At 62.9% G+C, this 20139-nt stretch carries 15 protein-coding genes and 1 tRNA gene; 7 read left to right on the plus strand and 9 right to left on the minus strand.

The window, feature by feature from the left end; genetic code table 11:
* Nucleotides 1–83: 83 nt before the first annotated feature.
* Nucleotides 84–160: transfer RNA gene (locus QRN52_RS15825), tRNA-Pro, on the plus strand.
* 296 nt (nt 161–456) lie between these two features.
* On the opposite strand, the gene QRN52_RS15830 is transcribed toward QRN52_RS15825, so the two are convergent.
* Nucleotides 457–720, minus strand: a complete 264-nt coding sequence (locus QRN52_RS15830; protein WP_284754154.1) for a hypothetical protein — start codon at nt 718–720, stop codon at nt 457–459.
* 137 nt (nt 721–857) lie between these two features.
* On the opposite strand from QRN52_RS15830, the gene QRN52_RS15835 reads away from it, so the two are divergent.
* Entirely contained in the window at nt 858–2144 is a 1287-nt protein-coding gene (locus QRN52_RS15835; protein ID WP_284754155.1) for a helix-turn-helix domain-containing protein, read from the plus strand.
* A 64-nt stretch (nt 2145–2208) separates the two neighbouring features.
* Here QRN52_RS15835 and QRN52_RS15840 read toward each other — a convergent pair whose 3' ends face one another.
* Together QRN52_RS15840 and purD are read right to left on the minus strand one after the other, a co-directional pair.
* Entirely contained in the window at nt 2209–3144 is a 936-nt protein-coding gene (locus QRN52_RS15840) for a phosphoribosylaminoimidazolesuccinocarboxamide synthase (RefSeq protein WP_284754156.1), read from the minus strand.
* 3 nt (nt 3145–3147) lie between these two features.
* Entirely contained in the window at nt 3148–4458 is a 1311-nt protein-coding gene (gene purD, locus QRN52_RS15845) for a phosphoribosylamine--glycine ligase (RefSeq protein ID WP_284754179.1), read from the minus strand.
* A gap of 135 nt (nt 4459–4593) precedes the next feature.
* On the opposite strand from purD, the gene QRN52_RS15850 reads away from it, so the two are divergent.
* From QRN52_RS15850 to QRN52_RS15860, 3 genes are read left to right on the plus strand one after another with little or no spacing between them, the layout of a single operon-like run.
* The gene (locus tag QRN52_RS15850) at nt 4594–6171 is read left to right on the plus strand and encodes a molybdopterin-dependent oxidoreductase (RefSeq protein ID WP_284754158.1); all 1578 of its coding nucleotides are present in this window, start codon (nt 4594–4596) and stop codon (nt 6169–6171) included.
* A gap of 36 nt (nt 6172–6207) precedes the next feature.
* Nucleotides 6208–7224, plus strand: a complete 1017-nt coding sequence (locus QRN52_RS15855) for an asparaginase (RefSeq protein WP_284754160.1) — start codon at nt 6208–6210, stop codon at nt 7222–7224.
* A 16-nt stretch (nt 7225–7240) separates the two neighbouring features.
* Complete coding sequence (locus QRN52_RS15860) at nt 7241–7627, plus strand: sterol carrier family protein (protein ID WP_284754162.1); 387 nt, start codon at nt 7241–7243, stop codon at nt 7625–7627.
* 66 nt (nt 7628–7693) lie between these two features.
* Here QRN52_RS15860 and QRN52_RS15865 read toward each other — a convergent pair whose 3' ends face one another.
* The 3 genes from QRN52_RS15865 to QRN52_RS15875 form a co-directional block, all read right to left on the minus strand.
* Nucleotides 7694–9184, minus strand: coding sequence for a cation:dicarboxylate symporter family transporter (locus QRN52_RS15865; protein ID WP_284754164.1), 1491 nt, complete (start codon nt 9182–9184; stop codon nt 7694–7696).
* A gap of 119 nt (nt 9185–9303) precedes the next feature.
* Entirely contained in the window at nt 9304–12144 is a 2841-nt protein-coding gene (locus tag QRN52_RS15870; protein ID WP_284754165.1) for an aminotransferase class I/II-fold pyridoxal phosphate-dependent enzyme, read from the minus strand.
* A gap of 14 nt (nt 12145–12158) precedes the next feature.
* The gene (locus QRN52_RS15875) at nt 12159–13757 is read right to left on the minus strand and encodes an amino acid permease (RefSeq protein WP_284754166.1); all 1599 of its coding nucleotides are present in this window, start codon (nt 13755–13757) and stop codon (nt 12159–12161) included.
* Between the two features lie 270 nt (nt 13758–14027).
* Between QRN52_RS15875 and QRN52_RS15880 the strand changes: the two genes are divergently transcribed.
* Together QRN52_RS15880 and QRN52_RS15885 are read left to right on the plus strand one after the other, a co-directional pair.
* Complete coding sequence (locus QRN52_RS15880) at nt 14028–15644, plus strand: PucR family transcriptional regulator (protein ID WP_284754167.1); 1617 nt, start codon at nt 14028–14030, stop codon at nt 15642–15644.
* A 4-nt stretch (nt 15645–15648) separates the two neighbouring features.
* On the plus strand, nt 15649–16560 hold the full coding sequence (locus QRN52_RS15885) for a glutaminase (RefSeq protein WP_284754169.1): 912 nt from the start codon (nt 15649–15651) through the stop codon (nt 16558–16560).
* Here QRN52_RS15885 and QRN52_RS15890 read toward each other — a convergent pair.
* The 3 genes from QRN52_RS15890 to QRN52_RS15900 form a co-directional block, all read right to left on the minus strand.
* The gene (locus QRN52_RS15890; RefSeq protein WP_284754170.1) at nt 16557–17321 is read right to left on the minus strand and encodes an SDR family oxidoreductase; all 765 of its coding nucleotides are present in this window, start codon (nt 17319–17321) and stop codon (nt 16557–16559) included. The two genes, QRN52_RS15885 and QRN52_RS15890, sit on opposite strands and share 4 nt — an antisense overlap.
* A gap of 21 nt (nt 17322–17342) precedes the next feature.
* Nucleotides 17343–18101 carry an aspartate/glutamate racemase family protein gene (locus QRN52_RS15895; protein ID WP_284754172.1) on the minus strand — a complete coding sequence of 253 codons (759 nt, stop codon included), beginning with the start codon at nt 18099–18101 and terminating at the stop codon, nt 17343–17345.
* A gap of 85 nt (nt 18102–18186) precedes the next feature.
* The gene (locus QRN52_RS15900) at nt 18187–19755 is read right to left on the minus strand and encodes an NCS1 family nucleobase:cation symporter-1 (protein ID WP_284754174.1); all 1569 of its coding nucleotides are present in this window, start codon (nt 19753–19755) and stop codon (nt 18187–18189) included.
* Between the last annotated feature and the right edge of the window lie 384 nt (nt 19756–20139).

A 20139-nucleotide genomic window follows, 5' to 3' on the forward strand; every position in this document is an offset into this window, starting at 1 on the left:
GCAGTTGCCCTCTGGGAGGCTTCCTTCGATTTCGCATCCGGGGAGGGATCGGCTATTCTTGAACAGTTGCTTTCGCAGCGGATCGGGATGTAGCGCAGCTTGGTAGCGCGCTTCGTTCGGGACGAAGAGGTCGCAGGTTCAAATCCTGTCATCCCGACCAAAAAGTAGAAGGCCTTCCACTCGGAAGGCCTTCTACTTTATTTAACGAGCTTTTCCACGGTCGCCGAAATCGCGAGAAACATTCCCCTGACCGGTTTTCCTCGCCCGGCCCAAGGTTTAGAGACAAGTGTTGTTAACAACCCCGACACAATGACTCCGGGGTATATCACGGGCCAGGCGGATCCTCGCGCAAAAGAAATCCCCGGTGTGTCGATTTCAGACAACCGGGGACTTCTTCACTTCATTTGAATTACCCGGCGGCTGCCGGGTTCGCCGGGAGCCGCCGTGGAGCCTCAGCTACACGGGATCGGGCCAGTTACCGATAGCCTGCGATACCCGCATGGGATCAGGCCAGTTACCGATGGCTTGGGAGACCACACTCATCGGGTCGGGCCAGTTACCGATAGCCCGCGAAACCCTCATCGGGTCGGGCCAGTTACCAATGCTGAGCACCGTGCTGACGGTGTCTGCCACAGGGGCTGCGGAAACGACGGCTGGCGCCGCGGCGGAGAATGCAAGAGCGCCGGCCAAGGCCACTGCTGCAGCAATCTTCTTCAACATAATTTTTCCTCAATGCGAGTCGGATTCGTTACGGAAATTACGCGGTCCCTGTTGACATTCATTGTAAAATGTTTTCCACAGCGACTGTCAAGCTTTGGGGTAAAGACAGCGCAAAGACAAGCCTCTAGGAGGAACCTGTGGGGAACGGATTCGGAGAAAAGCTCCGTGCCGAACGGCTCGAACGTGGGCTGACCCAGGCTGAATTGGGCAGGGACCTTTACTCACCGAGCTACATTTCACTTCTTGAAACCGGCCGGCGGGAGCCCACGGCCGAAGTCATTGAAGAACTCGCCCGCCGTCTGGAACTGGCTCCAAAAGCCCTGGAAGCCTGGAGCCAGCCCGTATCCGTCAGTGACGCCGAATACGTGCTCGCAGGGTTGTACGCCAGGCAAGCCTGGGACCTCAGGGACTACCCGCTCGCCGCAAGCCACGCATCAACCGCCGCCCAGATCGCGCTCGAGGCAAAGAACACCAGCGCTTGGTGGAACATGACCTACATGCAGGCCGAATGCCTCATGAAGCAGGGGCAGCTCAAGGAGTGCCAGCAGATCATCCAGCATCTCCTGGAACATCCCATGGCGACGGAATCTGCGGGCCTGGGAGTCCGCGCCCGCCAGATGCTCGCCGCTGTCTGCCACGGACAAGGGCAGCTGGCCACCGCCGTCGAGCACGCCAAGGAAGCCGTGAGGCTTTCCGAGCAGCTGCCCAAAGGCTCAACGTTGATCATCGGGGCGCACAGGGCACTGATCGGAGCGCTGGCCGAGAGTGGCAGGTTGGACGAGGCCTGGACGTATTGCCAGGCCATGAACAACCAGATGGACGACCATTCGATGTCACAGCTCGCGGGCGAAGTCGCCTGGGTGGTCGGAAACGTGGCATTCATGCGCCACGACTACGTGGAAGGCATCAAGCATCACGAGCGCGCCGCCAAGTTGCTCTCCCCCGCCAATGACATAGAGCTGTGGGCCCGCTTCAACAAGGCGTCCGCGGCTGTCCGCCTCTCCTCGGGAATCGTGGAGCCGGAGACGCTTTCGGCCATCGAACGCGCCGAACTCGCCCTGTCGATTGTGGGCGGAAACAAGACGGACCAGTTGGAAGTTGCCTTTATCCGCGCCCGCTGGCTCTACCTGACGGGCGACATCCCGGCAGCCATCACCAAGTTGCGCGAAATCCATGCGGACCGCGACGTCCTCGCCCGGCACACCGCAGGTGAAGTCGCTTTCCTCCTCGGCAAAGCGCTCAAGGCGGCCGGTGAAAACAAGGACGCACTGGAACATCTCGAAGAAGCCCAACGCGATTTCACAGCTGCGGGCGCAGCCGACCGCGTCCAGCAGGCCATGGACTCTGTGCTGGAGATCCGGCTGGCCGAGCGTCGGGCGGCGTCGGGCCATGGCGGGAGCGCGCAGTCTTCCCGCGCAAGCTAGCGGCGAACCCAACTAGCTAACAGTTGTTGTCGTTTAGCCGCCGCTAAACGACAACAACTGCAAGTCAGATGAAAGTCCGGCCGGTCAGCTTCTCGTAGGCTTCCACATAGCGGGCGCGCGTCTTCTCGACGACGTCGGCCGGCAGCGCGGGCGGCGGGGTGTCACTCGAGCGGTCCCAGCCCGATTCCGCAGAGGTCAGCCAGTCACGCACAAACTGCTTGTCGAACGACGGCTGCGCCTTCCCGGGCTCGTACGTGGAAGCGTCCCAGAACCGCGAGGAGTCCGGCGTCAGGACTTCGTCGCCCAAGGTGATGACACCCGTGTTCACGTCGATGCCGAACTCAACCTTCGTGTCGGCCAGGATGATGCCGCGGCTGCGGGCGATCTCTTCCGCGCGGGTGTAGATCTTCAACGTGAGTTCGCTCAGGCGTGCGGCGATATCGTCGCCCACCATCGCGACGACGTCGTCGTAAGTGATGTTCTCGTCGTGCTCGCCGACCTCAGCCTTGGCAGAAGGCGTAAAGATGGCATGATCAAGGCGCGAGCCGTCAACCAGGCCCTCGGGCAAGGGGATGTCGCAGACGGTGCCCGATTGGCGGTACTCGGCCAGGCCGGAGCCTGTGAGATACCCGCGGGCGATGCATTCCACGGGAAACATCTCCAGCCGTTTGCAGATCATCGCGCGGCCCTCAACTTCCGCGGGCACACCCTCGGCGGCCGTGGACGCGAGGACGTGGTGCTCCACGCCAAGCTGTTCGAACCACCACAAGCTCAGCTGCGTGAGGACCCGGCCCTTGTCCGGGATCTCGCTGCTCAAGACGTGGTCGTAGGCGCTGATGCGGTCGCTGGCCACTACCAGGACGCGGTCCTGGCTGGATTCGGCCCCGCTGAAATCGTCCGCGGGAACGTAGAGGTCACGGACTTTGCCCGAGTAGAAGTGCTTCCACCCCGGCAGGTCGAGGGTTTCGGTCTGCAGGCCGTTTGCGTTGCTTTCGGGCATGGTTCAGGCCTTCACATTCGGGATGGAGCCGGTGGCCGGGGAGACCACGTGGATCTCGCCGCGGGCGGCCTTGCCGGCGATGTCGGTACGGAACTGTCCGCCGTCGAGCTGGACCAGCTCCACGCCGTCGTAAGCCCGCTCGCGGGCCTCCACGAGGTCCGTCCCCAACGCCACAACAGCCAGCACTCGGCCGCCGGCGGAGACGATCCGGCCTTCTTCGTCCAGTTTGGTGCCGGCGTGGATGACGTGGACGCCTTCCAGCGCGTCCACCTTGTTCAGGCCGCGGATACGGTCCCCGGTGCGGGGGGTGTCCGGATAGTTTTCGGCGGCGACGACGACGGCGACGGCCGACTCCTTCGACCATCGCAGCTCTTCGGCCTGGTCCAGTTCGCCCTTGGCGGCTGCCAGCATGAGGGCACCGAGCGGGGTCTTGAGCCGGGCCAGGACGGCCTGCGTTTCGGGGTCGCCGAAACGGACGTTGAATTCGATGACGCGCGTGCCGCGGGAGGTCAGGGCCAGGCCGCAGTAGAGGACGCCGACGAACGGTGTGCCGCGGCTTGCCATTTCGTCCACGGTCGGCTGCGCCACGCGGTCGATGACTTCCTGGACCAGGCCTTCAGGTGCCCAGTCGAGCGGGGTGTAGGCGCCCATGCCGCCGGTGTTGGGGCCTTCGTCATTGTCGAAGATCCGTTTGAAGTCCTGCGCCGGGGACAGCGGCACCGTGGTGCGGCCGTCGCACAGCACGAACAGGGAGACCTCGGGTCCGTCCAGGAACTCCTCGATCACCACGGTTCCACCGGCGTCGAAACAGGCCTGGGCGTGGGCGAGTGCTTCCTCGCGGTCATTGGTGACCACGACGCCCTTGCCGGCGGCCAGTCCGTCATCCTTGACGACATGCGGAGCGCCGAACGTGTCCAGTGCGTCTGCAGCTTCTGCAGCGTTTGTTGCCACGCGGGCCATCGCGGTGGGGACGCCGGCCTCGGCCATGACTTCCTTGGCGAACGCTTTGGAGGCTTCGAGCTGTGCCGCGGCCTTGCTGGGGCCAAAGACCGGAATGCCGGTTTCGCGGACGGCGTCGGACACGCCCGCCGCGAGTGGTGCTTCAGGGCCGACCACAACCAGGTCAACTGCCAGCTTTGTCGCAAGCGCTGCGACGGCGCCGGGGTTGTTCCCGTCGATCGCGTACGTGGGGACCAGCTTGGCGATGCCGGCGTTTCCCGGAGCCGCATGGACCTCGGAAACGTTGGGATCCTTGAGCAAGGAGCGGACAATTGCGTGTTCGCGGCCGCCGGGGCCAATGACGAGTACCTTCACAGTCTTCAAGGGTACTTTGTGCGGGGGCAGGTCTCCTAAGCTATCTCCACCACTGGACATGCCCACCCCTACCGCGGGCACCAAGAGGGAGCATGTCCAACCCATCTCGGGGGCCTCCGGCTACGAACAACCTGCATGAAGAAGCTCAGGAACTGGCTCAGGGGACCCACCGCATTGGCTGCGGCGGCAGGGGTGGCCGCTGCCGCCGTCGTACTTTCCGTTGCGGAACTGATCGGGGCCTTCTCTACGGCCCGGGCTACCCCTGTCATTGCGCTGGGCTCTACGTTCATCGACTTCACGCCGCCGTGGATGAAGGACTTTGCCGTGACCACGTTCGGCACCAATGACAAGGCCGCGCTGTTCGTCGGCATGGGCCTGACCATCTTCGTGCTGGCTTGCGTGCTGGGGATCGTGGCTTTCCGCCATTGGGCGTTGGGCGTGTTGGGTGTGCTCGGCATGGGTGCGGTCATTGTGGCTGCCGTGGTGACCCGGGCCGGCGTGAAGCCCGTGGATGCCATACCGAGCCTGATCGGCACTGTAGCCGGGCTCGTCGTCCTCCGCTTCTTGGTGGCCCGGCTCTGGCGGCTGAAGTCCTTCCCGGACGCCCCGACCGACACCGCGGCCAAAGGCATCGAACGTCCCGCCACGACGCGCCGGACGTTCTTCGCCGCTACCGGTGTCACCGTTGCCGCAGCGGCCATCGCAGCCGGCGGCGGTCGGTTCCTGAGCGCCGCACGTAGCAATGTGGCCAAGGCGCGGGATTCTTTGAAACTCCCCGCTCCGGCCCGGGCGGCTGCTCCTGTCCCCGCGGGCGTCCAGTCCCCGACGCCCGGAGTCACCCCTTGGCTCACCCCGGCCAAGGACTTCTACAGGATCGACACTGCCTTGAGCGTGCCGGAGATCAATGCCCAGGATTGGGAGCTGCGGATCCACGGGCTGGTGGAACAAGAAGTGCGGCTCAACTTTCAGGACCTGCTCGACGCGCAACTGATCGAAACCCATGTGTCGCTCACCTGTGTATCCAACCCCGTAGGCGGAAACCTGGCCGGCAACGCCAAATGGCTGGGCATGCCCATCCGCGACGCACTCAAACAAGCCCGACCCAAACCCGGAGCAGACATGGTCCTTTCCACCTCGATCGACGGCTTCAGCGCTTCCACTCCCCTGGAAGTGCTCCAGGACGGCCGCGATGCCATCCTGGCTATCGGCATGAACGGCGAACCCCTCCCGCTGGAACACGGCTACCCCGTGCGCATGGTGGTTCCCGGTCTCTACGGCTTCGTCTCCGCGACCAAATGGGTGGTGGACCTGGAAGTCACCCTATTCGCGGACAGCAAAGCCTATTGGACCACCCGCGGCTGGTCCGAGCGGGGTCCCATCAAGACCATGGCCCGGCTTGAAGTACCCAAATCCTTCGCCAAAGTGCCTGCCGGCAGGGTCGCCTTGGGTGGTACGGCCTGGGCCCAGACCCGTGGCATCAAGAAGGTGGAAGTCCAGATAGACAACGGCCCATGGTCCGAAGCCACCCTTGCCGCGGAGGCATCTGTTGTCACGTGGCGGCAGTGGTCCTTCAATTGGGACGCTACTCCAGGACCCCACTACATCAAGGTCCGTGCCACGGACGGAACCGGCGAACTGCAGACTGAAAAACGGGCGGATCCTGTCCCTGACGGCGCCTCGGGATGGCAGTCCGTTATGGTGACCGTGGAGTAGCCCGGGAAGACGGTTCCTTCGCCCTAGACTTGCATCATGCCCTTGAGTTCGCATGAAACTTTCAGCGTTGAGTCCGCCGTCGAACTGGCAGTGATCGAACGCAGCGGCTTCATCGAATCGCGCCATATCGGTTCCGCGGTGGTTCTTTCCGGTGACGGTTCGGTGGTGACCCAGCTCGGCGACATCAGCACGCCCATTTACGCCCGCTCCGCGCTCAAGCCTTTCCAGGCCCTCGCGTCGATGCAGTCGGGGGTGCCGCTCCGCGGCGCCCAGGTGGCCTTGGCCTGCGCCAGCCATGTGGGCTCGCTGGATCACATGGACGTGGTGGAAGGCATGCTGAAAGCCGCCGGCGTCCGGGAAGAACAACTGCAATGCCCCTCGGCGTGGCCGCAGGACGAGGTCGCCCGCAATTGGCTGATCCGTTCGGAGCACGGCAAATCCAAGCTGGCCTTCAATTGTTCAGGCAAGCACGCTGCGTTCCTTTGGGCCTGTACCGAGAACGGTTGGGACACCCACAGTTACCTGGAACCCAACCATCCGCTCCAACAGCGCGTGCGGTCCGTGATCGAGGAATACAGCGACGAGAAGATCGCCCACTTGGGCATTGACGGCTGCGGTGCACCCGTTGCCGCGCTTTCATTGACCGGGCTGGCGCGGGCCTATTCCCGCTTGGCCCGGGCCCCGCGGGACCAGAGCTCCAACGCCCGCGCGGCAACCATTGCCACGTCCATGCTGGACTACCCCTGGGCAGTGCAAGGCCGCGGCGAGGCGAACACGATCGTCATGGACGAACTCGACGTACTTGCCAAGGGCGGCGCGGAAGGTGTCCTGGTCTTGGCAACACCCGCTGGCGCCGCAGTTGCGGTCAAGATCCTGGACGGGAATCCCCGCGCGGCAACCTTGGTTGGACTCACGCTTCTCGCAGTTGCGGGCGCCGTGGATATTCCCGGTGTCTCGAGCGTGCTCGAAAAGGTCGTGGAGCCCGTCCTCGGCGGTGGCCACTCGGTCGGCAGGATCCGCCTGGGCCACGCCGTTTCCGCGCTGCTGGACTGATTGGAACTTGCGAACTATGGCAATTGCACGACGCCGGATCGACCTTGAGGAAGGCCGCGCGGCACTGGCCGCATGGCAGGCCGCCGTCGGGCAGGAAACAGGACCGGGGACGCCGCCGTCGCGCACTGTGCTGGCCACCGCGGTGCGTTACTCACTGGAGGAACTCACCGCCCGCGCCCCCGGCAACTCGGTGGAAGTCAGGGTGCCGCCGTTCGGCGTCACCCAGTGCGTGGAGGGCCCCCGGCACACGCGCGGCACCCCGCCGAATGTCATTGAGTGCGACGCCGCCACCTGGCTCGCGATGGTCACCGGCCGCTTGGCTTGGTCCGCAGCCGTCGACGCCGGCCGGGTAGCCGCGTCGGGTCTGCGCGCGGATTTGTCGGAGCTTCTGCCGCTGCTCTGAGCGTATAAATGGTTGATCGCCCCGCGGCGGTGCCGTGGGGCGATCAACTTGAATCGTGCGTGGTACCTAGTCCGGACTGACCGAAGGGCTCCGGTGTTGGCCCGGTTTGATCATTTCGAACTGCGGAATCGCGTCGGGATTCGGGCCGCCCCGGAATTTCGGCGAAGGCTCGTGTCCTTCGCTGAGGCGCTCGATTTCCTGTTCCTCGAAGACGTCTTCGGCTCCCAGCATGATGGCGGAATCCTCATTGGTGATTTCACCGTTGAAGGCGCGGACCATGACCGAACGGTCGAATTGGCCCTCCCATTTCGCGACCACGAAAGTAGCCACGCAGTTGCCGAGGAGGTTGACGACGACGCGCATGGAGTCCATGAGGCGGTCGGCACCCAGGAGCAGCGCGACGCCGGCAACCGGGAAGATACCCAGTGCGGCGGCCGTGGCCGAGAGAGCCAGGAACGACGAGCCCGGGACGCCCGCCATGCCTTTGGACGTCAGGAGCAGGACACCCAGCGCTGCCAATTGCTGGCCGAGGTCGAGGTGGTGGCCGAAGGCCTGGGCCAGGAACAACAGCGAGATCGAAAGGTAGATCGCGGCGCCGTCGAGGTTGAAGGAGTAGCCCGTGGGAACAACCAGGCCGGTGGTGGCCCGGGAGCAACCGGCGTTGGTCAGCTTGGTCATGATGCGCGGCATGACCGCCTCGGTGGATGCCGTGCCCAGCGCGAGGAGGAATTCCTCACGCGTGTACTTCAGGAACTGCCACAGGGGCACCCGGGCGAAGCTCCAGGCCACCAGGAACAGCAGGCCGATGAAGACGATGGCTGCCCCATAACAGGAGGCGATGAGGAGCGCATAGGTCCCGAGGGTGTCGAGTCCGTACTGGCCGATGATGAATGCCATGGCGCCGAAGGCACCGATGGGCGCCACTTTCATGATCCAGGACATGATCTTGAAGATCAGTTCCAGGACGGTTTCCATGAGGCTGATGACCGGGAGGCAACGCTCGCGGCCGATGACGACGATTGCCGCACCGAAGAACACCGAGAAGAAGAGGACCTGGAGCAGGCTGTTGCTGGCGAAAGCGCCGATCACAGACGTGGGAATGATGTCCAGGAGGAAGGAAGCCGCATCCTTGGGCGGCGCAGTCCCGGTCTTTGCGTTGAGCGCATCCTGGGAGAGAGTGCTGGGATCGATGTGGAGTCCGGCTCCGGGCTGGACGAGGTTTCCGACGATCAGGCCGAAGACCAAGGCAAAAAGCGTGGCGCCGGTGAAGTACAGGAGTGCCTTGACCCCGACCCTTCCGACCGCCTTGACGTCGCCCACTGCCGAGATACCCGTGACGATCACGAGGAAGATCAGCGGAGCGATGATCATCTTGATGAGTTGAATGAAACCATCGCCCAGTGGCCGAAGGGCGGACCCGATGTTCGGCCAGAAATGGCCGATGAGTACACCTGCGACGACGGCGATCAGAATTTGGAAGAAGAGCGACTTGTACAGTGGCTTCTTCTTCCGCGGAGCCGAACTCGCCTTCAGCGCCGCAGAGTCTGGGATCTTCATTGATCTGAACCAATCAGTTTGGGAACAGCCCCTGATTTGGGGGGTTGTTTTCAAATGTAATCCCGATCACTTCATTCCACAAGGGGAAATTCAAATTTCACAATGTGGAATCTTCCGATTCAGTGCTGCACCTCCTCAACCTCCTTGTCCGCGAAGATCCGGAACCCGCGCGCTGAGTCGAAGCCGTGGATTTCACGCGTATCCAAGGCAGCCATGAACTCAAGCGTCTGGCTGGTGATGACTTGGCCCGGGACAAGGATGGGGAAGCCCGGAGGGTAGGGCGTTACAAACCCGGCCGAGACAACCTCCTCACCTTCCGCGATCCTGGCCTTGAGCTCGTCGGCCGACTGGTAGGTGGTTGATCCATCCTTGTAGCTCTCGAAATACGCGGCCCGGATGTCCCCATCGGGACTGAGCGGATCGGCCCGGTAGCGGTCCGCGAACCTGCTGAAGTCCGGCAAGGGCGGAGTGGCTCCCGTAAGGCCCGCGGGGAGACCGGCGTCTGCCGTTTTCCTCGCCGGCCGTTCCTCCTCGAAAGACTCGGCCAGTTTGACCAGGACTTCGATCAGGTAGGCGACGGCGCTGCGGGACGTGCCGATGTTGGTCATGAAGAGCACGGTATTGCGGGAAGTCTTGTTGACTTGGATGCCGTGCTTGTCGGCAAGGTACCGGTGCCGGAAAGTGTCGCCGTCGATCCCTGTCCGGCTGATGTCCAGCGTGAGGCGGCTGGGGTCGACGACGAACTCGTCGTGCAGCCAGGCGTCCGCTAGGGCAGCCAATCCATCACGAAGAGGCATGGCACTGCCGGTTTCACGATAGGACGGCGCGATGAGGTCCCTCGACGTAAGGACCCGGAAGTATTTCTTCAGCAGGGGGTGGCGCGCCACTGCCTGGGCAACGATGGTTGCCAGATCCGCTTGTTTTTGAACGAGGCCGAAACCCTCAAGCTCCACCTGGCGGCGGCCGATGTCGAGGGAAGCGAGGATCTGGTAATTGGGCGATGTGGAGGTATGGGTCATATATGCTTCGCGAAATGACTCTTGGTTATGCTCGCTGAAGTCTTGGTCGAAGACGTGGATCATGGATCCCTGGCGTAGCGAGGTGAGGGTCTTGTGGGTGGACTGCGTGGCGTAGACGCGCAGCCGCGCTTTCGCTGGATCCGGGACAAGCCGGGTCTTCAACCAGAGTTCATCATCCGCGGGCGCGTCCGTCGCCGCGTCGTGGAGGGATGCCGCTTGTTCGGCGTGCCTGGCGGCATAGCCGGGATCACGGAAAGAGGCCTCAAGCTTCCTCGCCGCCGCCATGGCCGTCCTGCGCCGGAAGACGGGGTGGGACCGGGCGAAGGCGAACCAAGCTTCGTCCCAAAGGAAGACGAGGTCCGGTTTGATGGCCAGGCATTCTTCCATGACGCGTTCTACGTCATAGACGATGCCGTCGAAGGTGCAGTTGGTCAGCGTGATCATCTTGACTTCGTCCAGGCGCCCGGCACGTCTGTAGGCCAGTAATCGGGCCTTGATGGTGGCCAGGGGTACCGCACCGTAGAACGCGAACTTGTCCAGCGGATAGGCGTCCAAGTAGGAAACCTGGGCTCCGGCGAGGACGAAAGCGTAGTGATGTGATTTGTGGCAGTTGCGGTCGACGAGGACCACATCCCCTGGCGCAAGGATGGACTGATGAACGATCTTGTTGGCGGTGGATGTTCCGTTGGTGACGAAGAAGGTCTTCTGGGAACCGAAAGCCCGCGCCGCCAAGTCTTGGGCTTCCTTGATCGATCCGTGCGGATCCAACAGCGAATCGAGGCCTCCCGACGTCGCGGACGTCTCGGCCAAGAGAAGGTTCATACCGTAGAAGTCGGCCATGTCGCGGATCCAGGGCGAATTGCCCACCGAACCGCCCCGAGAGATCGGCAAGGCATGGAAGACGCTGGCCGGCCGCCGGCTGTATTCCTGCAGCGCGGTGAAAAACGGGGTCCTGTACCGCTCGGCGACGCCCGACAACAGCGATAGGTGCAGGTCGAGATTGTCTTGCCTGCGGAAAATCCTCCGGAACCGCTTGGTCAATGAACCCGCGAGGCTCTCCATGGCGACACCGGCTACCAGGTACACATCCAGTTCGGGGCGCAACTCGGAGATCTGCTCGGCCAGGCTAAGGAACCTGCCCAGCGGTGGCATTCCGGTGAGATCGGGGCTCACCAGACAGTCGAGGTATTTCCTCAGGTCGCGGCCAAGCGGCTGGCTGCTGCCGATGGTGAATCCCGGGCGGAGAATGCATGCCTGGATGGCGGGATTCAGCACCAAGGCAACCAGCGCGTCCTCGTAGCTGGGAACCACGATGAGTTCATAGGTGAAGGCATCGGACGGCCTCCGCTGGGCCAGCATTTCCGCTTTCAGCGTTTCAGATTCTTGTTCGGTGATATCGTCGACAAACAGGACCTCGAACCGGGGACGTTCCCTCGCTTGCCGTGGCTCCCGGGAACCTTCGTCCTGGACTCCCGAAAGGGGGCGCTCCGCCCCGGACTGCCCCGGTTCCGGGCCAACTCGGCCGGGATTGACTCGGTCCGGACTGGCGGACGCCATCAGGTGCGACATGCCGCGGATCGTCTCCGATCCGGCGTCGTAATCGCCCGAATCCACGCAGTCGAGGAGCGTTGCCAACGCGGCGAGCCCCGGAGCCGCCCAATACAGTTCCATGGCCTGAAGCAGGCGCAGCGCCTGGACGGCTTGGTCCTGCAGGCCGGAGCGTGACTGCGTTCCCGGTCCGCCCTTTGCCAGCTGCTTGAACGCGTACCCGAGAAACTCCCACGCGTCAGCACGCGAACGCCACGCGCTGCTCGGCGTCCGGATGTCCTGCCTGGGACGTTGCTTGTTCACCTGGCTTCGCTTGCTCGGAGTGGTTTCCGTGGTCAGGGTGCCGATGTTGGTTCGGAGCGTGATGCCGGGCAAGGTAATTCCGCTTTCCATCAATTCGTTGTGCATCAGGAGCGTTGGCCGCCCTGGGAGAAGGAGCCGGCGACGACGGGCAGGTCGCCGGTGTGGCCGCGCCGGGCCTCGGCTGCCGCCAGGATGCGTTTGCGGCAAGCAAACCAGCCGGCAATGAGGAGGGGTATCAGGAGCAGAAGGGAAGCGAGGACCCAGCGCCCCGTCTCCGAGAAGCCCATCGTGACGAGAACGAAGGCGAGGAAGGCGAGCGTGAGGTATGAGGTGAAGGGGGCTCCGAAGAGCCGGAATGCCGGACGCACGGCTTTGCCGAGCCTGACCCAGATTTGAAGCTTGATGTGGCACAGGATGATGGTTGCCCAGCCGCCGATGATCCCGATCGCAGACACCTCGAGAACGATCTCGAACACTTGGGACGGCACCAGGGCATTCAGGCCGACGCCAAGCAGCGTGATCACCGCTGTCAGCAGGATGCCACCGTACGGCACCCCCGATTTGCTCATCCTCGCAGTGAATTGTGGCGCGGAGCCATTGACCGCCATGGACCTCAAGATCCGCCCCGTGGAATAAAGGCCAGCATTGAGACTCGACAGGGCCGCTGTCAGGACAACGAAGTTCATCACCGATGCCGAAACAGCCGCGGCATGGGGATCGCCAAGATGGGAGAAGAAGGTGACGAAGGGCGATTCGCCGGATTTGTACGCCGTGAACGGCAAGAGCAGCGAGAGCAGCAGCACGGAACCGACATAGAAGAGCGCGATCCGGAAGACGACCGTGTTGACGGCCTTGGGCATCACCTTTTCCGGGTTGGCGGTTTCGCCCGCAGCCGTTCCAACAAGTTCAATCGCGGCATACGCGAACACGACGCCGCTGATCGCCAGCAAGGGCGCTACGGCGCCGGTCGGGAAAGCTCCGCCGTGGTCCAGGATCACGCCCAGCCCTGGAACGCCGATGTCGGTCTTCCCACCAAAGACGATGAAGCAGACCCCGACGACGAGGAAGGCAACCAGTGCAGTCACCTTGATCAGGGCGAACCAGAATTCCATCTCGCCGAAGATCTTCACGGAGACGAGGTTCAGGGCCAGGACAATGACGAGGGCGCAAAGTGCGATAAGCCATTGTGGGATTGTCTGCAGCGGCTCCCAGAATTGTCCCCAGAATTTGACGTAAAGCGCTACGGCCGTGACATCGACAATCGACGTCATGGCCCAGTTGAGGAAGTACAACCAGCCGGCCGCGTAGGCCATCTTCTCGCCGTAGAACTCCCTCGCATAGGACACGAACGAACCCGAGGACGGCCTGTGGAGAACCAGTTCGCCGAGGGCGCGCAGAATCAGGAATGCAAAGAACCCGCAAAGGGCGTAGACGAAGATCAAGGCCGGGCCGGAACCGTTCAACCGGCCACCCGCCCCCATGAAGAGGCCCGTTCCAATCGCTCCCCCGATGGCTATCATTTGGATCTGCCGGGGTTTGAGCGTCTTGTGGTAGCCGGCTTCCTCGCTTGAAAAGTCCTGCGCCGAGGTTGAACGGTCACCAAGAAGCTCCCGGTTGTTTTCGAGCGAATCAGCGGGATCAAGCCCGGCAATCCGATCCCGGGCGATCGGGCTCGGCGAAGGCGAGTTCAGTGTGGGTTTCATTCCAGGGGTCTCCTTTGACTCCGGTTCCGCGGGTGCGGCTGCATGCTCCAGAACTTGTCCCCGGCTTGAGTGTTGGATCACAGCTGCACTGCTGGATCGTCAGCGGAGGGACGGAAAACAACTCTAGGTTCCGGGGGAAGCGAAGGAACTGTCTGGCCAGCTAAATTCGCCCGATCCCCGTTGTGCTCGAATGACAACCCGTTCCGGCAGAGTGCGAGTAATGTTCATGGCTGTGGGCGCGGCTAAGCCGCTTAGAGGAAGTGAATACGGGTGGCACCCCTTGAATCTGCCGAGCATGTCATTGGCGCCATGCTCAGCGACATACTTGAAGACATCGGCGTCGACAACGGGCAGCTGCTGGTTCCTCCCGGAACGGACAATGGCACGGTTCGTGAAACTGTGATCGTAGACGCCGAGGACGAGACGCCGGTCCAACGCGGGAGCTTGGTCCTGCTGATCGGAGTCCGGGGTCGCGCGGCATTGCCGAGCATCCGGAAGCTGATTCCGGGCTACCCCGCCGCCGTCGCGGTGAAAGGGAACGAGGAGGAACTGGACGCCGTCCGGGAAATGCTGCTTCCCACCGGAATCGGGCTGATCGCTGTGTCTCCGGCAATGAGCTGGGGCACGCTGGAGAGCATCGCCAAGGACCGCATCCAGGAGCCGGCACTTTCCACCGACGCGTCCACGATCATCCACCGGGATCTTTTTGCTATCGCCCAGACCACCGCGACCCTGACCAACGGCCACGTGGTCATTGAGGATCCGGCAAACCGCGTCCTGGCCTATTCACCGGCCTCCAACGACGTCGATGAACTACGCAGGCTCTCCATCCTGGCCCGGCGTGGACCCGAGCGGTACCAAAAACTGTTGAAGGAGTCCGGAGTCTACAAGCACCTGCAAGTGGCCGAAGCTCCCATCCACATGGAAGCCAACCCGACGGAAGGCCTACGGGAACGGGTGGCCATCGGTATCCACGCAGGCAACAGGATCCTGGGGTACATCTGGCTTCAAGAAGGGAAGGAACCCCTCGCTCCAAACACGGACAAGCTCATGGTTGGAGCTGCCCGGCACGCGGCGATAGAACTGGTCCGGCACCGCAACGAACAGTCCCAGGCACTACGGCGCGACAGGATCTCCAGCCTGCTCAGCGGCACTCCACAGATCCACTCCCAGGCACAGTCCGCGGGCATCGATCCATCCAAGCCGGCGGCCCTCGTCCTGATTTCCGCCAAAGGCGATGACGAATCCGCGGCGGGCCTGCAACTTCGGCGCGGCGAGCTGGCGAATGTGGCATCGATCCATGCGGCGGCCTACCGGCCGGGTGCGGTGGTGGGAGCCATCGGCTTGGAAATAGCCATGATTCTTCCCGATCTTGACCCCGTGAAGTCCCCGCCGGCCATCAACCGCCTCATCAACGTCATTGTCCGGGACGCAAGGGTCCACTTGCACTGCCAGGTGCAGGCCGCCGTCGGACCCGTCGTCGAACGCTTGGACGCACTTCACGGCACCCTTGAGCACGTGCGCAGTGTGCTGAAGGTCTTGGAAAGCACACCCTCAATCCATGTGGCGTCCTACGCCGACGTGGAAACAACCGTTTTGACGAAGGAATTGCTGGAACTTCTGGCGTCGAGGACCGACCTTCGGCACGGAGGCATCAGCGTGCTGTGCAAGCGATACCCCGAGTTCGCCACAACTCTGCTGACGTATCTTGAGTTCTTCGGCGACGTGAACCGGTGCGCGGAGGAACTGGCCGTCCACCGGAATACCGTGCATTACCGGCTGAGGCGTGCGTGCGAAGTGGCGGGCATCGACCTCCACTCCGCAGAGCAACGGCTGCTCGCGCATCTTCAGCTCAGGCTGTGGACCCACCCCGAAGGACGGCGCTAAAACCATGGACCTCCAAAATCTCCTTGACGACATTGTCGGCACCGTTCAGCCCTTACTCGGCCAAGGAGCCCCTGCAGACTACATCCCGAGCCTGGCCGAGGTGGATACCAAGCAATTCGGCATTTCCGTGGCAACCTCCAGCGGCGACGTGTTCTCCTCGGGAGACGCCGACGTCCCCTTCTCGATCCAAAGCATCTCGAAGGTGTACGCCCTCGCACTGGTGCTGGCCGGGGATGGCGACCGCATCTGGAAGCGCGTATTCCGGGAGCCTTCCGGCAATCCGTTCAATTCCCTGGTGCAGCTGGAACATGAGGATGGAATTCCCCGGAATCCGTTCATCAATGCCGGCGCCCTTGTTGTCACGGATAGGCTCCTCACCATCGCGGGCAGCTCGAAATCTCCTGTCCGGGAATTGCTTCGTCAAGAAAGCGGCAACAACTCCGTCGATACGGACCCCGAAGTGGCAGCTTCAGAGGCAGCGAACAGCCACCGCAATGCCTCGCTGGCACACTTCCTGGCCAGCTACGGGAACCTCGAAAACCCCGTGGAATCAGTCCTCGAGGCCTACATCAACCAGTGTGCCCTGGAAATGAGCTGCACCGACTTGGCCCTTGCGAGCAGGTTCCTGGCCAACAACGGCTTGCGCGGGAACGGCACGCCGCTGCTGTCCCCGTCCCAGACCAAGAGAATCAACGCCGTGATGCTCACGTGCGGCACGTACGACGCCGCCGGCGAATTCGCCTACCGCGTGGGGCTCCCTGGGAAGAGCGGGGTAGGCGGCGGCATTGTGGCCGTGGTGCCCAACAAATGCACCATCTGCGTCTGGAGCCCCGGCCTGGGACGATCCGGGAATTCACTGGCGGGCGTTGCCGCCCTCGACGAGTTCACCACCCGCACGGGCTGGTCGATTTTCTAGCCGCGGCCTACGAACGGCATCCCCGCTGCGGTCACCACCACGGAACCAACATTGGCCGACGCCGGCATGTTGGCCATCATGAGCACCGCGCGTGCGGCGTCCTCCACAGGAAACATCGGCTCCACGCGCCTGCTGCCATCGGCTTGGAGTGCCCCCGAGCCTACGCCGATGGTGTCCATGATCTCGGTGCGGGTGTTGCCGATGTCGATCTGCCCGCACGTAATGCCATAGGGACGCCCGTCCAGTTCGACGCTCTTGGTCAGGCCGCTCATGGCGTGCTTGCTCACGGTGTACGCGACGGACAATGGCCGCGGCGAATGGGCTGAGATGGAGCCGTTGTTGATGATGCGTCCGCCTTGCGGCTCCTGCGCCTTCATCGTCCGGACGGCCTCTGCCGCGCACAACATGGAGCCGGTGACATTCACGGCCAGGGTGGCATTCCAATCGGCCACGCTGATCTCGTCCACACCGCCGGAAGGACCGAAGACGCCGGCGTTGTTGAACAGGACATCCACCCTCCCCCACCGCTGGCGGGCCGCCTCGAAAAGGCGCGCGACGTCGTCGGGCACTGTTACATCGCACGGCACCACGAGCGCCTCGCGGTGGCCGTCAGCAGTCTCGAGAAGCTGCGTTTCCCGCCGACCGGCGAGGGCAACACGGTAGCCCTCCGTCATCAGAAGCCGGGCGACTGCCCGCCCGATCCCGGAGCCGGCTCCGGTGACGACGGCGACCCGGGACCGGGCGGGGGTGGTTTCGCTCACGCGGTTCTCCTGTTTGTTGAGCTAGTGCGCGGCGGGAGCATCCGCCGTCGTCGTGTCCGTTGTGGTCAGGGGCCAGCCTATGACGGTCTTTGGACGCGGTGTGGCGTAAGTCCGGACCTTGGACGTGGACAGTCCCAGACGGACAAGCGATTCGGCGATGGTCACCGCCGCGGCCACTCCGTCCACCACAGGAACTCCGCAGCGTTGGCGGATCTGTTCGTCGAGGCCTGCCATGCCGCCGCAACCGAGGACGATGACTTCGGCTTTGTCGTCACGCACGGCACGCTCGGCCTGTTCCACGATGGCTTCGACCGCCCGGTCCGGGTATTCTTCCAGCTCCAGGACGGCCATACCGCTCGCACGGACCGATGCACAGCGCTCGTCGAGCCCGGCAAGCTTGAGGCGGTCCTCGATGAGCGGGACCGCGCGGTCCAACGTGGTGACCACGGAGTATTTGTGCCCGAGGAACATTGCGGTGCTGGCTGCGGCCTCGGTGATGTCGACCACCGGAACGTCGAGGAGCTCCTGGAGTCCCTCCCGGCCGTGCTCGCCATAGCCGGCCTGGATGACGGCGTCGAACGGTTCGGGATAGTTGACCACGCGGTCCATCACGGCGATGGCGGCGAGGTAGCTTTCAAAGTTTCCTTCGCAGGAGTCGGCGCCGAACCGCGGGGTGATGCCGATGATCTCGGTGCCGGGAGCCGCGACGCTTCGCGCCTGGGCTGCGATGGAGTCGGTCATGGATTGGGTGGTGTTGACGTTTGCGACGAGGATGCGCATGTGTTCCTCCTGGGTAGCCCAACTGACTCGCAGTTGTTGTCGTTTTGACGGGCGAAAACGACAACAACTGCGAGTGAGTTGAATATTAGTGGTTGCTGACGACGGCGATCGGCTCGCCGGAGACGTCGGTGTGCTGCTGCTTCTTGTCCGCGAACACGTAGTAGCACAACGCGCCGATGCCTGCGCCGAAGAACCAGGCGAACGGTGCCACGGCCTCCAGTGCGGGAACGAAGGCAATGAGGACGGCGACGACGGCGGCCGGAACCATTGCGGCGATCGCCCGGGGGTTGACGCCGCGCTTGTAGAAGTAGGTGCCCGAAGGATGGTCCGTGTAGAGGTCGAGGACGTTGACCTTGCCGCGGCGCAGGAGCCAGTAGTCGGCCATGACGACGCCGAACAGCGGGCCGAGCAGCGCGCCGAGTCCACCCAGGAAGTACACGATCACCAAGGGGTTGTTGTATAGGTTCCACGGCAGGATGATCAGGCCGATGGTACCGCTGACCCAGGCTGCCTTGCGGAAGTTCAGGTGCTTGGGGAAGAGGTTGGTCAGGGCGTAAACGGGTGCAACGAAGTTCGCCATGAGGTTCACTGCGATGGTCAGGATCAGCAAGGCAAGGCAAGCGAGGACAAGGAAGAGCGTGTTGGGGATGCTCTGCACGATGTCCGAGGGGCTCTCAATGATCTTGCCGTTGATCTTGTACTGGCCACCGGCCATGATGACCACGATTGCGCCGAACAGGAGCATGTTGATGGGGATGCCCCAGAAGTTGCCGCGGACAATCGACTTCTTGGACACCGAGGAACGGGTGAAGTCGCAGAAGTTCAAGACGAAAGTGCCGTAGATGGAGACCCAGAGGGCGCCGCCGGCAAAGATCGTGCGCCACATCTCGCCGCCTTCGAGGCCCTTGATGCCGGACCATTGGATGGCGCCCCCGGCCTCCACGAAGACCCAGATGGCAATGGCCAGCATGGTGGCGAGAATGATGGGACCTGCGAAGGCCTCGTACTTGCGGATCATTTCCATGCCGAAGCTGACGATGACCAACTGGACAATCCAGAGCGAAACGAAGGCGATCCAGCCGAGGGTGGACAGGCCCAGGATCGAGTTGGCGTCCATGTCCTTGAGCCCGGGGAACATGGCGACAAGCATGACGCGGAGCACCACGGAGGCGAGGTATGTCTGAATCCCGAACCAGGCAATGGCCACTGCCCCGCGGACCAGGCTGGCCAGCTGGGCGCCCCGGATGCCGAAGCTGATCCGGCTCATCACCGGGAAGGGAACGCCGGTCTTCTGGCCCATGAACCCGGAGAACGTCAAGAGGGTGAACAGCAAGACGGCACCGATGCCCAGGGCCACGAGGATTTGCCACCCGCCCAGGCCAAGGGAAAAGAGGCCGATTGCAAAAGCATAGTTACCGAGGCTGTGGACGTCGTTGGCCCAGAGGGTGAAGATGCTGTAGCTGGTCCAGCGCCTGCCCTCCTTCTTGGTGGGGGCGAGGTCGAGGTTATAGAGGCTGGGGCTGATGTCGCGGCCTGCTGCGACGGACGCTACATCGCACAGGGTTTCATTTCCTACTGACGGATGGACCGAACTGCCTGGCAGTATGGCCTGCTCCGGAGCCGTTGTGACGCCGACTGGGGGAGTCGATTGCATCGTGGATCTCCACTTCTTTGTGGTGCTGCAACTAGGCTTCCGAGACGCTGTGAGAGGAGTTGAAACTTTTCGCATCGTGGAATCTAGTTATTGAATAGTGAAATAACTGTATGACCTAGGTCACCTTTGGTCAAGGGCCCGCCTCCCGACGGCGGTCACAAACGGCGGCGTGGGGCCGCTAGGCCTTGTGGGCACTAGTCTCCGCGGGACGAGATTGACGCTTGGCGAACGCATGGCTAATCTCGAATTACAGAATTTTATTCTCACAATACGAAATTTCTACGCACGTTTCAGCGCGCACCACAGTGCAAGCGCCCAGACATTCAATGAAGAGAGGTTGGACGTGGCTGCAGGAGAAGAGACCTCACACATCCTTAGCGGGTT

It is taken from the genome of Arthrobacter sp. efr-133-R2A-120 (assembly GCF_030209835.1).
Lineage (GTDB): Bacteria > Actinomycetota > Actinomycetes > Actinomycetales > Micrococcaceae > Arthrobacter.